Origin of the sequence: Listeria goaensis (genome assembly GCF_900186125.1) — a bacterium.
Classification (GTDB): domain Bacteria; phylum Bacillota; class Bacilli; order Lactobacillales; family Listeriaceae; genus Listeria; species Listeria goaensis.
Window position 1 is genome coordinate 1 of sequence record NZ_FYBQ01000014.1, and the last position, 18469, is coordinate 18469.

The following is an 18469-nucleotide window of genomic DNA, read 5'->3' on the forward strand; positions in this document are numbered from 1 at the left end:
AAGTGAAGTATCAAGACTTAACTCCAGGTCAAACCTACGATATTCAAGGGACTGTTATGGATAAAAGTACAGGAAAAGCCTTAGTTGTCAATGGTAAAACAGTTGTTGCAACTGGATCTTTCACAGCAAAAACAGCGAACGGTTCAGCGAAAGTAGAATTTACATTCAATACAAAAAGCCTGGATGGAAAAGATTTGGTCGTCTTTGAAGAGCTTTATAAAAACAAAGAATTGATTGCAGAACATAAAAATATCAACGATGCCAATCAGACCGTGAAAGTCGCAAAACCAAGTGTCATTATCATGCCGAACATCCCGAAAACGGGTGATCAAAGCATGGTGCTTTTTGTTGAATTTGGTGCCATCTTAGTCGCTTTAGCAAGCTTAGTACTTGTAAGACGCAAAAAAACGAAACAAAATTAAATCAACAGTATGTATACGATAAAAGCGTCTTTTCTTAAAAGGCGCTTTTTATTTTTGAAGAAGGGAGGAAAACAAGCGTGGAATATGGCTATCGCGTGAAATTTCATACACAAACGAAAGCTGTAACAGTCTTAATGATTTTACCGTATCAACTTGATGAGTCGATGTGCGCGGGCATTTTAGATGACTGGCTAGCTTTTAAAGCAAGTATTAATGAACGGATTCAATGTCAAATTTCAACGGGCAAACGAAAAGCTTATCGCCCATTGCCAAAAGAAAAAATCATCGTGAATCGCGTTAACATTGTCCCTAAAGTTGGGTTGCAACGAGAACGTCAATCGATTCCAGTTGTTAGTTTAAACACATCAGATTTGCATTTTATCAGTAAAAAACGTTTATCAACGATGCAATCATCATAAAAAAATGATAGAAAAGTGAGGAAAATCATGGAAACGAAACATAAATGGAAACAAAAAGTACTAACAGGTGCCCTTGCGACAAGTTTACTTGTCTTACCATTATCAGGGTGTGGACAAGCAACTTCTGATTCAAAAGCTGATGCTTCTGAAGCGCCAAAAACAGAAGAAATGCAACAAGAAACAGGCCATAATTTTAAGAATATCAACTATAGTGTAGATCGCTATTTAAGCTATCTTTATGAAGGCAAGAGTACCGAAATGAAAGATTTTCTCGGTATTGATCGTGATTTGTTCGAACAGCAACAAATTGACTTTTTTGCGGAACGCGCAGGAAGTGTCACACCTATTGAATATCCGTTAGTCATTCAATATGAGAATTTTTCAGAAGTCTATCAACCTGAGCAAATTAAAACGGAATATGCGACAGCGATGGTCGCTTATTTTGAACAAATTCAAGGAGATTACTCCATTGAGAAAGTAGAAAAAACAAGCAACGGGGCAGAAGTAACGGTTAAAACGAAAGGCATTGCATTGAACGCCTTAGCAAGCCAAGCGAATGAATACATGGATAGTTTAATTGGTTTTGACCAAAACATGGCATTGAGCAAATATCCATCGGATGAAGTTCAAAAAGCCAATGCTGTGCTCCAATTCTGGGCAATGGGCCAACTCTACAAGCAGGGGAACAAAGCACCACTTCTTGATGAACCTGTTGAATATACTCTTTTCTTCGAAAAAGATGTAGATGGCAATTATAAACCAAGTGACGATGCGATGAAGGATGTCTATTCCGGCAGCAGTAAGAGCACATATGAAGACGGAAAGGAAATCTAGATGACGCCGAACCAACTGATTGAGTCATTTTTTCATATTGTTGGGCAGTTGATTGGCCAATTTGGTCATCTTTTGTTGGGTGCACTTGGTCTGATTGTTGTCTCTGTCCTTTACCTTGTCCTTTATTTCACTCTAATAGGCAGTCTGTTGTTTCTCGTCATTTATGGTTTGGTTCGATGGATTCGTAAAAGAAAGTCTATGAAAAAAGAAGCGAAGAGATAGGAAATTATCACGTAAAGGAGCATGAAAGGATGCCAATAACCCTTTTACAGAAAAAACGCATGGCCCAAAATTGGACGATACGTCAACTAGCTTTTCGAGCCCATTTAAAATCTCCTGATTACGACGAGGAGTACTTAGAACTGGTCATCGAATGCATCGAATCGAATATATGCCAGTGTCCCAAACCACGAAAAACGTATGAATGGAAAGCATTAGCTAAAGCCCTCGAATGCGAGGTCGCTGATATTTATGAATAAGTCTATAACGAGGAGTTGAAAGAAATGAATATTCATCCCAAAACGCTTCACAGGATGCGAATCGGATTTAAATCCATGAGTGTCTTTGGTGGAATCGTGAGTTTATGGCTTTTTTATCCCCCATTAAGCCATCAATTTTATGCCTATCTCACGGCCCATGGCTTTCAAGATGCATCTTTTGAGGAGACTTTACGGTCTTTCTCCAGGACGATGGTCTATCTACTACTCATGTATGCGACGCTAAAAGTGGTTATTAAAGGACCCCAACTCAGTTGGTTAATCAGTGTAACACAAGGTGTTTCGTGGTTTTTAACACAATTAGCAGCAGTAGGGATCATCGTTGCCATATTATATAGCTTCCTGGTGCCCGTTCAACAACAAATGGCCAGTATTTGGATGTGGCTATTTATTATCTTGTTTTGTGAGCTTGTCAGCCAAGCGATAGCGGTGTGGCAAAGACGAGAAGAAGAAACACGCTATTTTTCCATGAGATATAAGGACTAAGACACGCCGTCACTCGTGTTCTATCATAAGCAGTGACTTTCTAAAGTGAATTTTAGGAGGAGGAAAGAAGATGTCGAGTATTTTATCTGTTATACAGCTGTTTCTCATTCTTGTGGGAGCCCTACAACCTAAATTTATTTCCTATACTACGCCATGTGTCATTTTGCTAGCACCATGTGTTGGCTTCACGTTTATGCTACTGGACAGTCCCATTTATCTGCAAATCTTCATGTGGGTCCTGCAAACAATCCTTGTGGCAACGAGTCTCTATTCATGGAAAATGAAAAAAGTGACAAGGAGATAGCAAAAAGAAGATCATATATCCCATAAGAGAAAAGGGAAATCACAGGAAATGAAAAGCGTGCCGCACATAAAGCCAGCGTGTGAAGAAAGGAAGATGTGATCCAAATGAGTGAGTATCAACAGGAAGAAGCTCGAAAACGGGCACAAATTTGTTATTGTCAAAGTTTATTTCGAAAAGACACGATGGATGTGAAACGGGGCGTATTGGCTCCAGAAGTCTATCAATTTGATCGAGATCATACAACAGAAGAGGCCTTGGATATGCGCTTAGAAGCATTAGCCAGCCTGAATGAAGTCGATTATCCGGTTTTAGAGCCAGTAAGAGAAGCTCTGGAAGAAACACTTCGCTACCAAACGGAGGAAGAGAAGGCGACTTATCTAATAGAAGAAAAAAGAATTCTTCGAGAAAAAGTGGCGGAATTTTATGAAGAAAAGCAAGACTTTCATTTGGAACTCTAATTCAGTGAAAAATGAAGCCATATATGAAATGAATCACATTGTAGAAACAGGAAAGGGTGAAGCGAATGGTAGCTCTAACAGAAAGTATCGCACCAATTATGGAAGAACAACGAAAAATGATGCAACGCCATCTTCAGATGAATATGGACGGGGCAAAAGAAAAGCAATTATTTATCTCGGAAGAAGAGATTTTGGCGCTGATACAAGCACACTATGATCGCTTAGAAGAACAGATTCAAGAGAACCATTTTCAAAAAGAAGAAGAAGTACGTGATGCGTTTGGTGTCTCATTAACTCAATTTTTCCGCGAAATGGCCTACTACTTTGGGCAATGTGTTCAAAAAATAGGTGCAATTGCTGAAGAAAAATATGAGGCCATCGCACAACGGCTACATCATCAATTAGATCGTCAAGCAGAACAAAAAACAAGTGAATTTGTTACGAGAACAGAGAAAAAAATGCAGCCTAAGACAACGGAAGATACTCCAGAAGAAAAGAGCGTGAAAGCACAGCCAAGGGAACAATCACTTCCTGTGCAAAATGGAAATAAGACGGATGACGTCCGTTCTATTAAAAAAGAGAAAAAAGCTGAAACGCCAGTCCTATCCAATACAAGCAGTATGCCGAAACAAACAGAAAAAGAGCCAGCAGTAGTTAAGAATCCTCCTGAACAAAAGAGAGAAGAGGAGAGTCAAAAAGAAGCACCAAATGTAAAGGGACAGACAGAGAAATCTGAAGATCCCTATATGAATTCTTTAATGGACACACTTATTCCTGACAATGAGGAAGCTCCTACGATGACAAAGGAACAGGTGGAAGAAATACAAGAAGATACACGCTCTACGTTTAAGGACGTAGCAGATGTGGTTGAACACGAGGCGGATAAAAATGGGAAAGTTCTTGCTGTAGCTGAATTAGAGGCTATTTTAAAAGAGCGAGAAGAACGTCTTGTCACGATGATTACAACTCTTTTGGAAGATAAAAGTGCGGCTTCTTTACCAGAATCTCTGAAGGCTGAACGTCAGTCCACCATTCAGAAAGTAAAAACAAAGTATCAGTCTACGAAACAATCTGTGAAAGAACATACAACGGAAAAAGTGGTTGAACTCAAAACAAAACTCGTTCAAGGGCTACAGCGAACAGCTTTACGACTCAATCAAAAGCTCTATAACTTTGCTGTTCACATGGATGAAAAGTTACAACCCAAACAACCCACTCTCCTACTTCCAGAAGCTAAGACCCCTTTACTAGAAGCCTACCCTGCAATGAAGGAAGCTGGTTTTACGCTTACTGTCCAAGATGAACCCTACCTCATTCGATATAGTCAAGAAACAAATGAAGTGGTTATGCAACAACAACAAGAAGAAGTTCACAGAATAGACTATTCGGATGACCTTTCCTTAGAGGAAGTTGAACAGACACTTGATCAAAAATTACACACCGATGATAAGGATCAAGAAAAAACAGTAGAAGTATAAAAGAACGGGAGGGAGAATATGGAAGCCAAACAGGCTCGTAAACAAGCTGAACAAGCCTATGCCATTTATGTTCAAGAAGAGTTATTTCCTCATATGGATAGACTGCTAAAAAGTATTGATGAACGTATCTACTTACGAACGTTGGATAAAAAATTTCAAGTCAATATTGTCATTCCCTTAAAAAAAATATATACACTATCCCCCACAAAAACGCCGTACCTTCAAGTGAAACAAGAAGCGATGGCGTATTTATTTGAAGAATTAGAACAACAAGGCTATACAGTACGCTACCGGCTAGGCAGTAAAGTCTGTAGTGCACTCCTATTCCAATATGAACCCAAAAGTCCATATATTAAGATAGCCTGGTAAAATCACGGGTTTTTAGTTTTCTCCCGTTCTTACAAAAAACTAAAATCAAAGGAAGGAGGCATGGTTGTGCTCGAAAGACAAGTGAAACCAAAAGAAAGTAAGGATACATTGTCGTTATTAAAACTTTATTTTGAAAGCGAAGGGGTACATCCGGATGATGGTATTCATCAGCTCTATCAAGACTACCTAAATCAACATGGCATATCGGAGAGCATGATCCCCCATTTACGAAAAGCCATTCACGTACAGAAAGAGTTACATCAAACGAAACACCAACTGATGGAACTCCAACAACAGATAGGAGGACAAGCTTATGGAAGTTCTGAAGAAGTATAAAAAGGTGACGATAATCGTCCTGACAGCCCTTGCTGTTTGTGGTCTTTTCATTGTGCTAGATCCACACGTCGTACAAGCAGCCAATGAATTTGAAAGTAAAGTGACGAGTGGTTCGGCTGATTTAAAAAGTCTGGTACGTCGAATAGCTCCAGGACTGATTTCAGCGGTTATTGTATGTTTAGCTTTATTTTTCTTAGGCCCAAGGAGATTGAGAGAGGCTGCCCAGGATCATCTCATGCATGCCATTTTTGCCGTCTTTCTTATATGTGCAGGCGGTGCGATAGTCTCCTATTTATTTGATTTATTTGGGTGATGCGGATGTTAACTGTTATTATTCAACAAGCGCATGCTGCCCAATTTATGCCCAAAGAGTTATCGCTACTCGATTTTACCCAACGAACGCATCTGCTGACAGATGGAGAAACGTTTGAAGTGGAGCTATTAAACCCACAAAAAGTGCCCTTTTATGTGACGAATTACGAACCGGGCACCGATGGGCGTTTTGATCTTTATTTGATGCAGCGGATGAAACAGCTGCGGAAACAAAAAAAAATGGATAAAGCCCGTTATCTCGTGATTCAAAAATGGATTGAAGAAAGTTGTTCGGAAATCGTTGCGATTTCCGAACCTTCTTCTCCCAGTCCATCTTTTGAAAAGCCCAAACGGAAAGGCCGCAACGAGCCTTCTCCAAAAGACAAAAAGAAGCCAACCCCTATCCAGCAAGAGAAGCCTGTCAAAACGAAGAAAACCAATCTTCCACTACGATCCATCCCGTGGAAATGGCCTTCTCTGAAGAGGACCTTTCTTAAAAAAAGTGCGTTTCTGATACTTGGACTTTTTCTGATGGTGAGTGTGGGGTTTGGTGCATCGTATCTGCTTCAGGAACATTCTCAAGCACAAGAAAAAGCGAAGCCCAATGTGAAAGCTCTACAACAAAAGAAGGCGTACCACACCTTCCTGAACGTCTATCCCAAAACATTTTGGAAGTGGGAACAACAAGTCGTGGAAAAGAAGGATATCGCCACACTAAAGAAGGTTTACCAACAAACAAAAGAGCGCAATGTGGCGTTTGATTTAGCCTTTCTTGAAAAGAAATATGAGCGAACCATCTTACTTTATCAGGCGAATTCAGATGTTTTGACGATGACGGATTTACGCCAAGACAGTCTAACCTACAGTTATATCCAAGAGGGGCAACTTGATTTAGCGCAAAAACAACTTACCGAGAAATCAAGTGCCTTCCTTTATGAAGAAATGGGGTGGGCTTATTTGGAAAAGGGACAAATTCGTCAAGCTGAAGAGTCCGCCAAAAAAGCGAAGCGGCCAGAACTCATCCAACAACTACAAGATTATCAACTTATCGAAACGACGTTGAAAGAAGTCGATAAACAGGTGAAGCGAAAAAACTTAGCCGCCCCTGTGAAAAAGAAATTACTGGAAAATCAAAAAGAATTAAAGAGTCAACTTGAGGCTTTGAAAAAGAGACCAGGAAAGGAAAGTGAAGCACAGTGACGCAAGAATCGAATACGTCCGGGAAAAAGAAAATTGTCGTGGCAGGACTCGTGATTGTCCTGTTGGGAAGTGGCATTGGAGGCGTTTTGTATTTATCGGAAGCCCAACATATGTTTTCCCACCCAACCAAAGAAAAGAACCAGCAATCTTTACTCCAACGGCGTGTAGCCGATACGGTACCGAAGAAAAAAACAAAAGACAGTCGTTCCAATGGATTGGAACGTATTGTAACGGAAGATTCTCTGGTTTCTTCAGAAGAGAGACCACGTGAGGAGGTGGATACAGAGACTCACACAGGAAGAACAAAAGCCAAACAAGTGGCGTTAGAAGCGATTGCGAATTTACCAGACGAATTAGGGGAAGCGAAGGCGAAGGAAGACATAAGGAAAGTTGCGCCGCCAACGCCCATCTTGATTAACCAGGATAAAACGGCAGAAGCATCTGCTCCAGACCAACCTTCCTATGCCTATCCGTATTTAGAAGGGTGGAATGTGGAACTGCATGTGGGAAGTCCGTTTCAACCATTGGATTACGTCAAAGCCACAGACGAGCTGGATGGAGACCTCACGGATGAAGTCGAAGTCATCCAAAATCATGTCAATCTAAAACAGGAAGGAACGTATACGGTTCGTTATCGCGTAACCAATCGACATGGCCTATCTAATGAATTAGACATTCAAGTTCATGTTCTCAATGACGCACCCGTTATTTTAGCGGACAATCATCGTATTTCTCTTCAACAACCGTATGATCCATTAGTAGGGATTACGGCGACCGATACGGAAGATGGAGATGTGACAAAGGCGATACGTGTCGTCGAAAATCACGTCCAAACCAATCAAGAAGGCCTTTATTCCGTCACGTATGCGGTGATGGATCGAAATGGAAAAGAAACGGAAAAAACGATTCAAGTGGAAGTGAAAAATGATGCGCCTATTATTCAGGCGGAAAATCAAGTTCTTCTTGTCGATGCGACTTATGATCCTTTAGAAGGGGTGACCGCAACGGATGTACAAGATGGGGATATCACCCAACAAATCGAGGTCATTCAAAATGAGGTGAACACGCATCAAGCTGGGCTCTATCATGTGACGTATCGCGTGGTCGATGCGCAAGGACAAGAGACGACTAAAACCATTGAAATTACGGTACAAGCGCCTCCTACACCGCCTGTGCTAGAAGTACCTGTCGAATTTAATACGACCATTGGTGTCACACCAGATTGGCTGCAAGATGTGCACGCGACTGATCAGGAAGACGGGGACCTTACCTCGCAAGTCACCGTAGACGATAGTCAGGTGGATATTCTGTTACCTGGAAACTATTTGGTTTACTTTTCCGTGACGGATTCCTCAGGTGAAAAATGTGAAACCAGTGCCATTGTACATGTACAGGCGATAGAAGAGTCATAAAATATTGAAACTATCACGTTTCTCGATGATATACAGTTGGTCATGCTTATCGCGCTTTTGGTTGTCATGGCAGGTATTATAGTCATCCTAGATCAATTCAAACTAGTGAAGCAAAGCCTAAACAAAGTGGAGAATAACCAGGAAAAAGACAGAATGTCTTATTCCGAAGAAGTGAGCGACATGGCGAAAGACTGCCAAATGGAATCCAAATTCATTCAAGAAAAAGTGGATGAGCTAAGAGACAAGCAAGAAGAAGCCAAAGGACTATTACGGGAAATGAATCTTCACATCCAAGTGGTGTGGCAGTGTTTCTCAGAGGAAAGACAGAGGCAGGAAATGGACCGAAGAGATGCGACAATGGCACAAAATAGTGTGGAACAAACCATGCCTCAGGTGTGGCAGGAAATAAGAAAGTTACAAACTGAAAATAGCTAATTGAGAGAAGAAAAACAACAACTTCATGAGAAAATATTGAATTTACAAGCAGATTTGGAGCAATACGAACAAAAATATCAACGTCCCCGAGGTCATGATGGGCCATTGATGGAACGTTAATCCGAAAAGTACATGTCCTTTACATGTGCTTTTTTCTTTTATTCATTTCCAAAAAAGGAGGTTTGAAGCGACATGATGAAAAAAGAAGCCACATGGAGAAAAAGGCTACAACACGTCATTCCAACCCGATGGCGCGAGTCGAGAGAAGAAGCGTATCGGAATACGCCTCATTATTTGGCCAATCCTAAACTCCTAACGCTCATGGCTTGTATGGTCTTTTTACTTGCCTTATTGATGGAACAGATTCTGTATACCGCTTTGTTGTGGACGGGGGAAAGTATTGGGAATGCTATTCATCAGCGAACAGGTGACTCTTTTTGGGGCATATTTTGGGCGCATAGCTTGCTACTCACTCACCCTTGGCTATTTGGGATTCTAAGTACAGCCCTTGGTCTTGCGATTGCCTTTGTGGTCATGAGTGTGCATCGTTCTTATTTTGCGATGGAAGATGTATTAACGGCCGGGACGAATTCTTTTGAAACGAGGTTAGGCATTTTTGAAACCTATCCCCTGATGCACTCGATTGAAGCTGTTCCGTATGAGGAAAAGCCAGGCGTTCCCCTTGCCCATTTTTCCATGGAAGAAATGGAAGCGTTAAAGCAACAAGAACAACGTGCGCTACAGAAGCGTAAAAAAAAGTTAAATCGCCGTCCCATCCCGTGGTTGACGCACAAAGCACAGGCGCATCTGGAACAAGAAAGGGAACAAATTGTGTTAAAAGAACAAACGCTGGAAGAAGCGCCCTATACGCAAGATGTAGCGGTTCTGTCAGAAGAATCGTATGCCGAACGCAAAAAGTTTTGGTTGGCGGTTGGAACCGAAACCACGAATGTGGTTTGTATTGGGATCACACGTGCTGGGAAAAAGGTGTTCTTTGTGGCACCAGTCTTGGATAGTTTTTCTCGCCCCCAAAAGAATGCGGATAAAGCGAGTTTTATTGTCAATGATACGAAAGGAGAACTTCTACTTGAAAATTATCGCATGTTAAAAGAACGTGGGTATAAAATTCGGGTTTTAAACTTATTAAAAACCTATCAATCTTCAGCGTATAACCCGTTTGCGTTGGTCATTCAAGCGTATAAAAAATATATGAATGAAGAAGGCATATATTCCTCCATCGAACAATCTGAAGCTCTTGATGAGGCGCAAAAATTACTCAATAGTATGGCTTATACCTTCTATGAAAATCCGGAATCTAAAGATCCTTTTTGGGGCGATAATGCACAATTACTATTTGTGGCTTGTGGCCTCGTGTTAGTGGAACAAGGCATTAAAACGGGTACAGAAGACAAAATCACGATTTATTCCCTGGCTACGATGGTGAATGAGATGCGTGGCGATGATATCTTAAGCGCGGATCACCCTTTTTTACAAAACTTTGTCACCTCCGAACAATCGGAAGAAGCGTTATTCCGCAAGTACAAAAAACAAAATACATTGGATGTCTTTTTTGGGGAACTTCCTGCGGAACACCCTTCCAAAATCTTATATGCATCGATTAAAGCCGCAAGTCAAGCATCTTCCACGATTGGGGCGATTGCGGGCCATCTTTTTTCAGGTTTAAAAGTGTATTTAATGAAAGGGAATGCCACCTTGACGGCGAGAAATGAATTTGACTTAGAGGAAATTGGCTTCGGGAATCAACCAGTCGCGGTTTTTTTAATCATACCGGATCAAGATAAAAGTAACCATGCCCTGGCTACTTTTTTTATTGATCAAAGTTATAAAGTCCTCATTGATAAAGCTTTTGAGATGAGTACGGAAGAGAGTAAACGCGCGTGTAAGCGCCCCGTCATTTATTTACTCGATGAGATGGGGAGTATGCCGATTATCAATGATTTAGATAATAAGTTAACGGCCTGCCTTGGCCGAAACATTCGGTTCTTTTTAATCCTTCAAAGTTTTAGCCAGTTAGATAAATATCCCGATGGTCTCTATGACACCATTCTTTCGAACTGTGGTTATACCTTCTTTATTAAAAGTCCGAGCGAGAAGACCACCGAGTTAGTCAGCAAACGACTAGGGAAGCGTCCCGTATTCAATCTATCACGCCAAGGGAAGTTTTTCTCTTTGTTTAAATCGGAAACCGAGAGCGTGGAAAAAGAAGAGCTGTTAACGCCAACGGAGTTGGAACAACTGCAATTTGGTGAAAATGTCATTCTACGAATTATGACGAATGAAAATTTAGAAGGAGAGGCCATTACCGCCTATCCGATTTTGAACCGTGGGGACAGGCGTTTCTATAAACATTATGACTACATGCAAACGTATGGCGAAACCACGTGGGATGACATTCCGGAAGTAAATCAAGGCAGCCATACGGAAATTGAACTGCGTGATTTAGTCACCCGATTAGATCCGAACGTAATCTTTTTAGATGAACGGCGAGAAGCTAAAGGTGGCGCGGTTATGCCTGAGGTGGAAACGGATGGAATCACTCCACCAGCGACACGGAAAGGCATTTCTGTCATGCAAGAAAAGCGCCGTGAAGCGTTAGCAACTTTCATTTCGAAACAAGCCTATACCCAATCTTGCCAGGCTTATTATGGGGCACAAGGTTGCGCCTTCTTAGCGCAACAGATTAAGAAAACCATTTTACGGAACCACGTATACCGAGAGGTACTCTTAACGATTTTAGATACGAGTACGATGGAAAACTTGATGGACTGTCTGCTCTCCGTAAAATCAGATCAACAATTTAGAAAGATGATGCAGAGCATGCATCAGGCTGAAAAAATAGCCTGAAGAAAGGAGGGAAACATGAAGAAACTTGGACACGGAACAGGAATAGGCTTGACACTCGCCATGCTATTCTCACTTTTATGGTATCCCGTGAAAGCGAGTGCGGATCAAGTACAAGATTATGTGACGACCCATATGCCATCGAACAATGAGGCCATTGTGACGTTCTTTCACCAATTTGATGCGATTATTGCCCACACGGGTTTTTGGGCTTTTGTAGGCCGTTCCATTAGCTGGTGGTTGATTGATTTGCTTGTGAAATTGGTGAACGTCTTAACGGGTGTTTATGGGGAGATCGTATCCTTAATACCGTTTTATGAAAGTGATGGCGTAGCCAATCTACTGAGTCAATTTACGGTCTTACAGAAAGCTTTCGCTACGCTAGTGATTGTGAGTCTAGGGACTATGATGGTGTTTATTGGGCGTAAAGCTAATGTCGGGGAAACCCTTGTGAATTTAGTATGTGTATTCCTCATTTTAGGCTTTTTAACGTTTGGTATGAGTAAAGCGACTTCCATTGTGACCGCCTATGTGTCGAGTGGGACCAATGAAACTACCCCCTCAGGACAACTCGAAGTGGGAGAGTCCAATCAAACCAATGGATTTGCGCCAGGGAATACCACTGTACTTGCGAATGTGTCAGATGTCTATGCGTTTGCTGTCGATGATTTTGAACATCCTGATTTAGAAAAGAAAAACTTTATAACCGACTATAAAACGATAAATCCCCTTGAAATTGTCGATATGGAAATGATTAAAAACTATTCTCCTGAAAAGGGGGCTTATTTAGAAAAGAAATTGCAGAGTATTCCCGGAACGGATGGAACCGTGCAAGAAGTCGCCGTTGATATCAATGATTTACCCAAGCTATTGAAACCTTTAACGCCACTTATTGGGGATTCGTATTACCGGTATGTCTATAATGCATGGACGATTATCATTACGTTAGCGATTACAGCTTTAGTTCTTGTGCTGACATCGTATAAAGGAGCAGGACTGATTATTGATATTGCCTGGAACTATCTGTTTGTGAATATCATTGGCTTCTTGGATATTCGAACGCTCTCACGCTTTAAGAAAGTCGTGGAAAGTATCTTTACCTCCATCGCCATGTTTTTGATTATCCCAGCCTTAATTAGTTTGTTTGGTTTATTTAATGCCTTTATTGCGGCTTCTGGAATTAGTCTTGTGGCTCAAATTATTTGTTTGGCGGCAGGGGGTTATTTTGTGATTAATGGGCCTGAACAAGTCGTTCGGGTACTGGGCATTGATGCCGGTGTCAAAGATGGATGGAACCTCATTGGTGGCGCACTGGGTCTCTCCAAAGCTGGAAAGGCCGCTATAGGAGGCGTGGCAGGAGCAGCTTCCTCAGCTGCAGGAATTGGTGGTTTTATCGCAGGCTATACAGCCAATGCTGGTGGTGAAGGTTCATCAGATGGAGAAGGCTTGTATGATCAGGATGATGAGCACACAGAAGATGACCATGATGGAAGTCTTTATGGGGATGAACAAGAAACGAATGATACGGCACATTCAAGTCAAGGACAAGGTGCGCAAGAAGGCCTGGAACAGCCACAAAAAGACGAAGAGAACGCGTCATCGCCTTCCAGCGAATCATCTGAAGGCGGACATACCTCGGAAGGGAATGAGGAGAGTTCAATCGAACGTGCGGAGGAAGATCCTGACAGTCTAAGCGAAACAGGGGCGAAAGAATCAACCGACCCTGTGAAATCACAAACGAAAGCAGACTCATCAGCGTCCCCAACGTCATCTCCAACTCGGAAATCGAAGAGTGCTACGTCTACTACTAAAGAAAAAGCAGGCCGACCAGGAAAGACCGAGAAAAAACCGACGGTAGATCAGTCCCATAGTCAACCAAGCCCATCTGTTCAGGAATGGGCGAAGAATAAAGCGACTCAAAACCGTTTTGCCCAAAGTGCGAAAAAAGGCTATGAAATGGGAAAAGGAACACAACAAAAACAACGTGATCGTCAAGCACGTAAACAACAAGCCAAACGTCCACTTGACGAGGACTAATCCTACAAGGAGGAAAAAGGATGAATGACCAAAAATTTTTAATACCGAAAGAAATTCGCGCCACTCAAAAGCTGTTTAATTTATTGAATTTGAAGATGTTAACCCTTTTGTTAATGTATTTCATGTTTATCTTATATTCCGATTCCTTTATCCCGGCGCGTTATCGTCTGACGGCGTGGATTGTGGTTGGAATCGCCTGCGTGTTTTGGATGTTGCCGTCTGTATCGAATCCCAAGAAAAACATGTTACAGGCTCTTTTGATTACCTTGAAACGGGACCATCATGTGTATGAATCGATTCCCTATGAACCACGCCACAGCATGGAAATCGAGTGGGAAGAATGGCAAAAGGAGGTGAACCGACGTGTACATTGATGATCGCGTAACGGATGAGACAACGAAGTCTGCGTCCCAAAAGAAAAGACGTTTTCGAAAGCGAACCACGAAAGCACGTATCCCGTTTCTTCGTGTGACGAAAGACGGGGGTTTTCAACAAAAACGCGAATTTACGGACTATCTGGAGATTAGGGGAACTCATGTGGAACAGCTACACCCTTCCGAACAAGTCGTCGCGATGACGAATTTTGCCTTTTTTCTCCGGAAACAAAAAGGAGACTTGAAGTTTATCTTTATGCCCTTTCCAGCGGATACGCAAAACCAAATCGATTATATGAGCTATAAAATCCAACAAAATCCGAATTCAGCCTGGTACCCGTATCAATCGGACCGTCGCCATGATTTGCATAAAATTAGAGAATCGAAAAAACATCAAGAATTTTACTTGCAGTTTTTCGCCGAATCGGAAGAGGAGCTCGCTGAAACAAGAGCTTCCTTGTTAGACTATCACTATGCGTTTTTTGAAATGGTCTCGTTACCCGTCGAGAAAAAGATTAAAATCTTGTTTAAGCTGAATAATATGAATTCCGAGTATGTGACTCCTACGGTCCCCAACGAGAAAGAATGGGGGCAAGAAGTCGATGATGACGGAACTGATGAGGCTTTGATTCGCCTGATTCAACCGCAAGGAAATCTAGCGTTCAGTGAACGGTATATTCGAAAAGGGGATGGGTATGAAACCTGTTTAGAAATCTATGGCTATCCGCGTGAAAATGGCCCATTCTGGGGGAGTCACGTCTTTAATCAAAACGGGGTCATCACGACAGTAGACGTGCGAGATATCACCAAAGATAAATTATTACGCGCCTTAAATAATAGTATTGATGAACAAGAAAGACGCTTTCAAGAAGCGCGGAATGAAGCCCAGAAAAGGACAGCACAAGCCGAATATCAATCCCTTCAGCAATTGTTGACGGATATCATCTATGGGAATGAAACCGCGAAAGAGATGGTGACACGGCTGTATTTGTATGCCCCTACTTTAGCAGAATTGAATCAAAAAACCAAAGCCATCCAAAGCCAATTGAGTTCTAAAGGCTATCAAGTGGCGGCATTTTTATCGGAATTAGAAGCGCAGTGGGAAGGTTTGTTTACTTCCTACAAACGACAAAATATCAAGCTGAAGCGACGAGGGCAAGAGATTAAAACCTTTTCTTTAGCGGCCTCCTATCCCTTTAATTTCTCCCATTTATTGGATGAACGCGGTTTGTATGTTGGCCACACCGAAACAAAAGGGGTGGTGCTGCTGGACTTATTTACGAAGAATGCCATTCGGAAGAGCTATAATTTTTTAATCGTCGGGACTATGGGCTCTGGGAAATCTGAAACGATAAAAAAACTGGGCGGACACAACACGATTAGTGGGAACTATACCTATGTCTTTTCGGTCAGCCAAGAATACAAACGACAAGCCAAGGCACTGGGAGGTCTTCATTTAGATTTAAATGGACGAGAAGGATCTGTGAATCCGTTACAGGTCTTTGCGACGGAAATTATCGATGAAAATTCCCTAGTGGTGGACGAATTAGGGAGTTTTAAATCCTTCATTAGTGCTAAAAAAGTAGAGTTTCGCTTTTATCATAATGGAACGGAAAGCGATACATCCGATTTGGAGGCCGAATATGAAGTCCGGCTAAGAGAATTCTTTGAAGTCTGGTGTGAGGCGCATCAGATGTCGCTCGATCAGATTACACAGTATGAAAATGACCAGTACCCGATATTAAGTGATTTTTTAGCGTATTTAATCGATGTCTATTATGCGGATCAAGAACAAAAAATTGTGAATCCTCATCTCACCATGCATGAACAAAAACGGTTTGATCGGATTATTTTAACCCTACGCACCATTACCCAAAACTACGGGGATATTTTTAATCAACACACCTCCATTCCGCCACTAGAAGGGGTACATCACTGTGTGTTTAATATGGAAGGGCTACTGAAACAAAGTCAAAATATTTTCAACGCCCAATTTTTTAATATGTTAAATATGGTTTGGGACCAGGCGATACGGAGAGGCCAGCGTGAAAAATATCAGTATGACCGCCAACAAACGTCATTTTGGGATATTGTCTATAGCTTAATCATTATTGATGAGTTCCATAATATTACGAAAATGAATAATGCGGTGGCGATGATGTTATTGGACCGATTAGCCCGTGAAGGCCGGAAATATTTCTTAGGGATTGGCCTTGCTACGCAAAACTTCTATGATGTTTTGCCCCAACAGATTACGACAGATGTGGACAAATACATGCAAAATTTATTCAATATCACCACCTACAAATTCATTATGAACCAAGATCCTGAGTCTGTCTCGGCGATTGACGAAGCGTTTCGAGGCCAGTTTAGCCAAGCGGAGCTGGAACGGATTCCGCATCTCACGGTTGGGAAAACCATTTTAGGGATTACGGGTTACGGCAATCTTCATTTTAAATTTGAGATTTCATCGCGTGAGCGTGACATCTTTGATGGTGGGGCGTGAGCAGGTGAATTCATGGGGATAACATTCAAACTCAAGTTAGCCGGCCTAGCCGGGATACTCAGTCTCGTCATCTGCCTGTTGGTCGTGATGTATCAACTGTTGGTTCTCGTTGCCGCCGTTGTGGGTGGTGCGGAAGAGGAACAAGCGATGACGAATCTGCCCATCGGAGCCGTGTCCAAAGATGTATTAAAGTATCAAGATGACTTTGAAGAAGCGATTCGAGCCCAACATTTAGATGCCGGTTATTTAAGTATTCTCCTGGCCATCTGTATGCAGGAGAGCGGTGGTCATGGCGACGATGTGATGCAGGCATCCGAATCGATGGGCTCTGCCCCGAATACCATTTCGAAAGCGCAGGCCTCGATTCAACAAGGCGTGAAATATTTTGCGTCATTAGTTAAAAGTGCTAAAGTAAAAGGGCCGGGCGATGAAGCGCGTCTGAAGGTAGCCGTTCAAAGTTATAATTATGGCGGTGGTTTTATTGGCTTTGTTGAGAAAAGTGGTGGTCAGTATACGCCTGAACTTGCGAAAACGTTTAGTATTTTACAAGCCGCCAAATTAGGATGGACGAGCTACGGAGATCCTTTATACGTGGAACATGTTTGGCGTTATGTGTCAACCTCAGATGCGAGCGAAAAAGCGAATGTGACAGGTCAAGGGGATTTTAAAATCCCAGTGGACCATCCTGTTATAACATCTGGTTTCGGTGCTCGTTGGGGGACTGTCCATAAAGGGGTGGACTTTGGCCAACCTATCGGGACCTTGATTGGGGCTAGTGAAGCAGGTACCGTTGAATTTGCCGGATTCGGTGTGAGAGGACACGGATTTGGTGGTTATGGCAATTGTGTGCTTGTGAACCATCATAATGGCTATTGGACGTTGTATGCGCATATGAGTCAAATTCGAACGGCAGTGGGACAAAAGGTGCAACAAGGTCAAATCATTGGAGATGTGGGGAGTACAGGCGATTCGACAGGTCCTCACTTGCATTTTGAAATTCGCACACAAAAAATGGGTGGACAAGTGGATCCTGTACCGTACTTGTACCCTCAAACGTGAATAGAAAGTAGGGAGTGCAGATGAAAAAAAGAGGTATGATGATCATGGGGAGTATTCTACTCCTTCTCGTGTTGGTTGTGGGCTATCAAGCGATGAAACTATACAGTTCAAAGGAGACTGAAAACTTGCCCCAAACAACGGAAAAGAAGGCAAAGGAAGAAAAGAAATCCAGTGAGACGGGCCAAACAAAAGCCATGACGAAAGAGACAAACGATGCGGCGATAGAGGAACAAATTCATCAAGCTGTTTTAAAAGCCCATGTAGAAGCGACGCAACAACAAGAGAAGCTGAAGGAAACGCTCACGGAATTTACCAAAAAATATTATACGTATACGAGTGAAACGGCAGCGAAAGACTATGAAAAAGCTAAACCATATTTGACACAGGATGCACAAGCTAAATATACGAGACCAACCGATGAAAATTATGAAGGCAATGAGGATGTCTATAAACAATACGTAGAAGATGTCGAGATGTATCTCGATACGAAAGAAAAAGACGGCTCTTTTATGGCGATTGTGACGTGCCACGGGGACTCTGGTGAAGTGTCTTCTTCTTTCCCCTTAATTGTGAAAGGGCAGATTGTAAAGGAAGGGAATGACTGGAAAGTAGATCAAGTGGTGGATGGGAATCCATCTAATTTTCCAGATCGCTTTTTCTATGAATAGA

The 18469-nt window shown here is 42.1% G+C and carries 20 protein-coding genes; all 20 read left to right on the forward strand.

What is annotated here, in order from left to right:
- A partial coding sequence (locus tag CFT42_RS12915; RefSeq protein WP_159458171.1) for a VaFE repeat-containing surface-anchored protein occupies positions 1-422 on the forward strand: 422 nt, incomplete at its 5' end.
- A 77-nt stretch (positions 423-499) separates the two neighbouring features.
- Entirely contained in the window at positions 500-841 is a 342-nt protein-coding gene (locus CFT42_RS12920; RefSeq protein WP_088816311.1) for a hypothetical protein, read from the forward strand.
- Between the two features lie 27 nt (positions 842-868).
- Positions 869-1675: a hypothetical protein gene (locus CFT42_RS12925; RefSeq protein ID WP_088816312.1), complete on the forward strand. Its 807-nt coding sequence runs from the start codon at positions 869-871 to the stop codon at positions 1673-1675.
- Complete coding sequence (locus tag CFT42_RS12930; protein ID WP_088816313.1) at positions 1676-1897, forward strand: hypothetical protein; 222 nt, start codon at positions 1676-1678, stop codon at positions 1895-1897. It abuts the gene before it with no gap.
- 29 nt (positions 1898-1926) lie between these two features.
- Entirely contained in the window at positions 1927-2154 is a 228-nt protein-coding gene (locus CFT42_RS12935) for a hypothetical protein (RefSeq protein ID WP_088816314.1), read from the forward strand.
- A 24-nt stretch (positions 2155-2178) separates the two neighbouring features.
- On the forward strand, positions 2179-2658 hold the full coding sequence (locus CFT42_RS12940) for a hypothetical protein (RefSeq protein WP_088816315.1): 480 nt from the start codon (positions 2179-2181) through the stop codon (positions 2656-2658).
- 408 nt (positions 2659-3066) lie between these two features.
- Complete coding sequence (locus CFT42_RS12950) at positions 3067-3420, forward strand: hypothetical protein (RefSeq protein ID WP_088816317.1); 354 nt, start codon at positions 3067-3069, stop codon at positions 3418-3420.
- A 65-nt stretch (positions 3421-3485) separates the two neighbouring features.
- On the forward strand, positions 3486-4898 hold the full coding sequence (locus CFT42_RS12955) for a hypothetical protein (protein WP_088816318.1): 1413 nt from the start codon (positions 3486-3488) through the stop codon (positions 4896-4898).
- 18 nt (positions 4899-4916) lie between these two features.
- Positions 4917-5267 (forward strand): hypothetical protein, encoded by a 351-nt coding sequence (locus CFT42_RS12960; protein WP_088816319.1) that lies wholly within the window; start codon positions 4917-4919, stop codon positions 5265-5267.
- 66 nt (positions 5268-5333) lie between these two features.
- The gene (locus CFT42_RS12965; protein WP_088816320.1) at positions 5334-5603 is read left to right on the forward strand and encodes a hypothetical protein; all 270 of its coding nucleotides are present in this window, start codon (positions 5334-5336) and stop codon (positions 5601-5603) included.
- Complete coding sequence (locus tag CFT42_RS12970) at positions 5581-5916, forward strand: hypothetical protein (protein ID WP_088816321.1); 336 nt, start codon at positions 5581-5583, stop codon at positions 5914-5916. Before CFT42_RS12965 ends, CFT42_RS12970 begins: the two co-directional genes overlap by 23 nt.
- A gap of 5 nt (positions 5917-5921) precedes the next feature.
- Complete coding sequence (locus tag CFT42_RS12975; RefSeq protein ID WP_088816322.1) at positions 5922-7115, forward strand: hypothetical protein; 1194 nt, start codon at positions 5922-5924, stop codon at positions 7113-7115.
- Positions 7112-8527 carry an immunoglobulin-like domain-containing protein gene (locus CFT42_RS12980; RefSeq protein ID WP_088816323.1) on the forward strand — a complete coding sequence of 472 codons (1416 nt, stop codon included), beginning with the start codon at positions 7112-7114 and terminating at the stop codon, positions 8525-8527. Before CFT42_RS12975 ends, CFT42_RS12980 begins: the two co-directional genes overlap by 4 nt.
- 153 nt (positions 8528-8680) lie before the next feature.
- The gene (locus tag CFT42_RS12985) at positions 8681-8962 is read left to right on the forward strand and encodes a hypothetical protein (RefSeq protein WP_159458172.1); all 282 of its coding nucleotides are present in this window, start codon (positions 8681-8683) and stop codon (positions 8960-8962) included.
- Between the two features lie 192 nt (positions 8963-9154).
- Complete coding sequence (locus CFT42_RS12990) at positions 9155-11827, forward strand: VirD4-like conjugal transfer protein, CD1115 family (RefSeq protein ID WP_088816325.1); 2673 nt, start codon at positions 9155-9157, stop codon at positions 11825-11827.
- A gap of 15 nt (positions 11828-11842) precedes the next feature.
- Entirely contained in the window at positions 11843-13861 is a 2019-nt protein-coding gene (locus tag CFT42_RS12995; RefSeq protein ID WP_088816326.1) for a pLS20_p028 family conjugation system transmembrane protein, read from the forward strand.
- A 20-nt stretch (positions 13862-13881) separates the two neighbouring features.
- The gene (locus CFT42_RS13000) at positions 13882-14235 is read left to right on the forward strand and encodes a DUF5592 family protein (RefSeq protein WP_088816327.1); all 354 of its coding nucleotides are present in this window, start codon (positions 13882-13884) and stop codon (positions 14233-14235) included.
- On the forward strand, positions 14225-16741 hold the full coding sequence (locus tag CFT42_RS13005; protein WP_088816328.1) for a VirB4 family type IV secretion system protein: 2517 nt from the start codon (positions 14225-14227) through the stop codon (positions 16739-16741). Before CFT42_RS13000 ends, CFT42_RS13005 begins: the two co-directional genes overlap by 11 nt.
- A 12-nt stretch (positions 16742-16753) precedes the next feature.
- Positions 16754-17800: a lysozyme family protein gene (locus CFT42_RS15030; RefSeq protein ID WP_088816329.1), complete on the forward strand. Its 1047-nt coding sequence runs from the start codon at positions 16754-16756 to the stop codon at positions 17798-17800.
- Positions 17801-17820: 20 nt separating this feature from the next.
- Positions 17821-18468, forward strand: coding sequence for a hypothetical protein (locus CFT42_RS13015; protein WP_159458173.1), 648 nt, complete (start codon positions 17821-17823; stop codon positions 18466-18468).
- The last annotated feature ends 1 nt before the right edge of the window (position 18469 follow it).

What these genes read in the sequence shown, in the direction of transcription:
- CFT42_RS12925 (WP_088816312.1), top strand. Translation starts at nt 869, where the DNA reads ATGGAAACGAAACATAAATGGAAACAAAAAGTACTAACAGGTGCCCTT.
- CFT42_RS12930 (WP_088816313.1), top strand. Translation starts at nt 1,676, where the DNA reads ATGACGCCGAACCAACTGATTGAGTCATTTTTTCATATTGTTGGGCAG.
- CFT42_RS12935 (WP_088816314.1), top strand. Translation starts at nt 1,927, where the DNA reads ATGCCAATAACCCTTTTACAGAAAAAACGCATGGCCCAAAATTGGACG.
- CFT42_RS12940 (WP_088816315.1), top strand. Translation starts at nt 2,179, where the DNA reads ATGAATATTCATCCCAAAACGCTTCACAGGATGCGAATCGGATTTAAA.
- CFT42_RS12950 (WP_088816317.1), top strand. Translation starts at nt 3,067, where the DNA reads ATGAGTGAGTATCAACAGGAAGAAGCTCGAAAACGGGCACAAATTTGT.
- CFT42_RS12955 (WP_088816318.1), top strand. Translation starts at nt 3,486, where the DNA reads ATGGTAGCTCTAACAGAAAGTATCGCACCAATTATGGAAGAACAACGA.
- CFT42_RS12960 (WP_088816319.1), top strand. Translation starts at nt 4,917, where the DNA reads ATGGAAGCCAAACAGGCTCGTAAACAAGCTGAACAAGCCTATGCCATT.
- CFT42_RS12970 (WP_088816321.1), top strand. Translation starts at nt 5,581, where the DNA reads ATGGAAGTTCTGAAGAAGTATAAAAAGGTGACGATAATCGTCCTGACA.
- CFT42_RS12975 (WP_088816322.1), top strand. Translation starts at nt 5,922, where the DNA reads ATGTTAACTGTTATTATTCAACAAGCGCATGCTGCCCAATTTATGCCC.
- CFT42_RS12985 (WP_159458172.1), top strand. Translation starts at nt 8,681, where the DNA reads ATGTCTTATTCCGAAGAAGTGAGCGACATGGCGAAAGACTGCCAAATG.
- CFT42_RS12990 (WP_088816325.1), top strand. Translation starts at nt 9,155, where the DNA reads ATGATGAAAAAAGAAGCCACATGGAGAAAAAGGCTACAACACGTCATT.
- CFT42_RS12995 (WP_088816326.1), top strand. Translation starts at nt 11,843, where the DNA reads ATGAAGAAACTTGGACACGGAACAGGAATAGGCTTGACACTCGCCATG.
- CFT42_RS13000 (WP_088816327.1), top strand. Translation starts at nt 13,882, where the DNA reads ATGAATGACCAAAAATTTTTAATACCGAAAGAAATTCGCGCCACTCAA.
- CFT42_RS15030 (WP_088816329.1), top strand. Translation starts at nt 16,754, where the DNA reads ATGGGGATAACATTCAAACTCAAGTTAGCCGGCCTAGCCGGGATACTC.
- CFT42_RS13015 (WP_159458173.1), top strand. Translation starts at nt 17,821, where the DNA reads ATGAAAAAAAGAGGTATGATGATCATGGGGAGTATTCTACTCCTTCTC.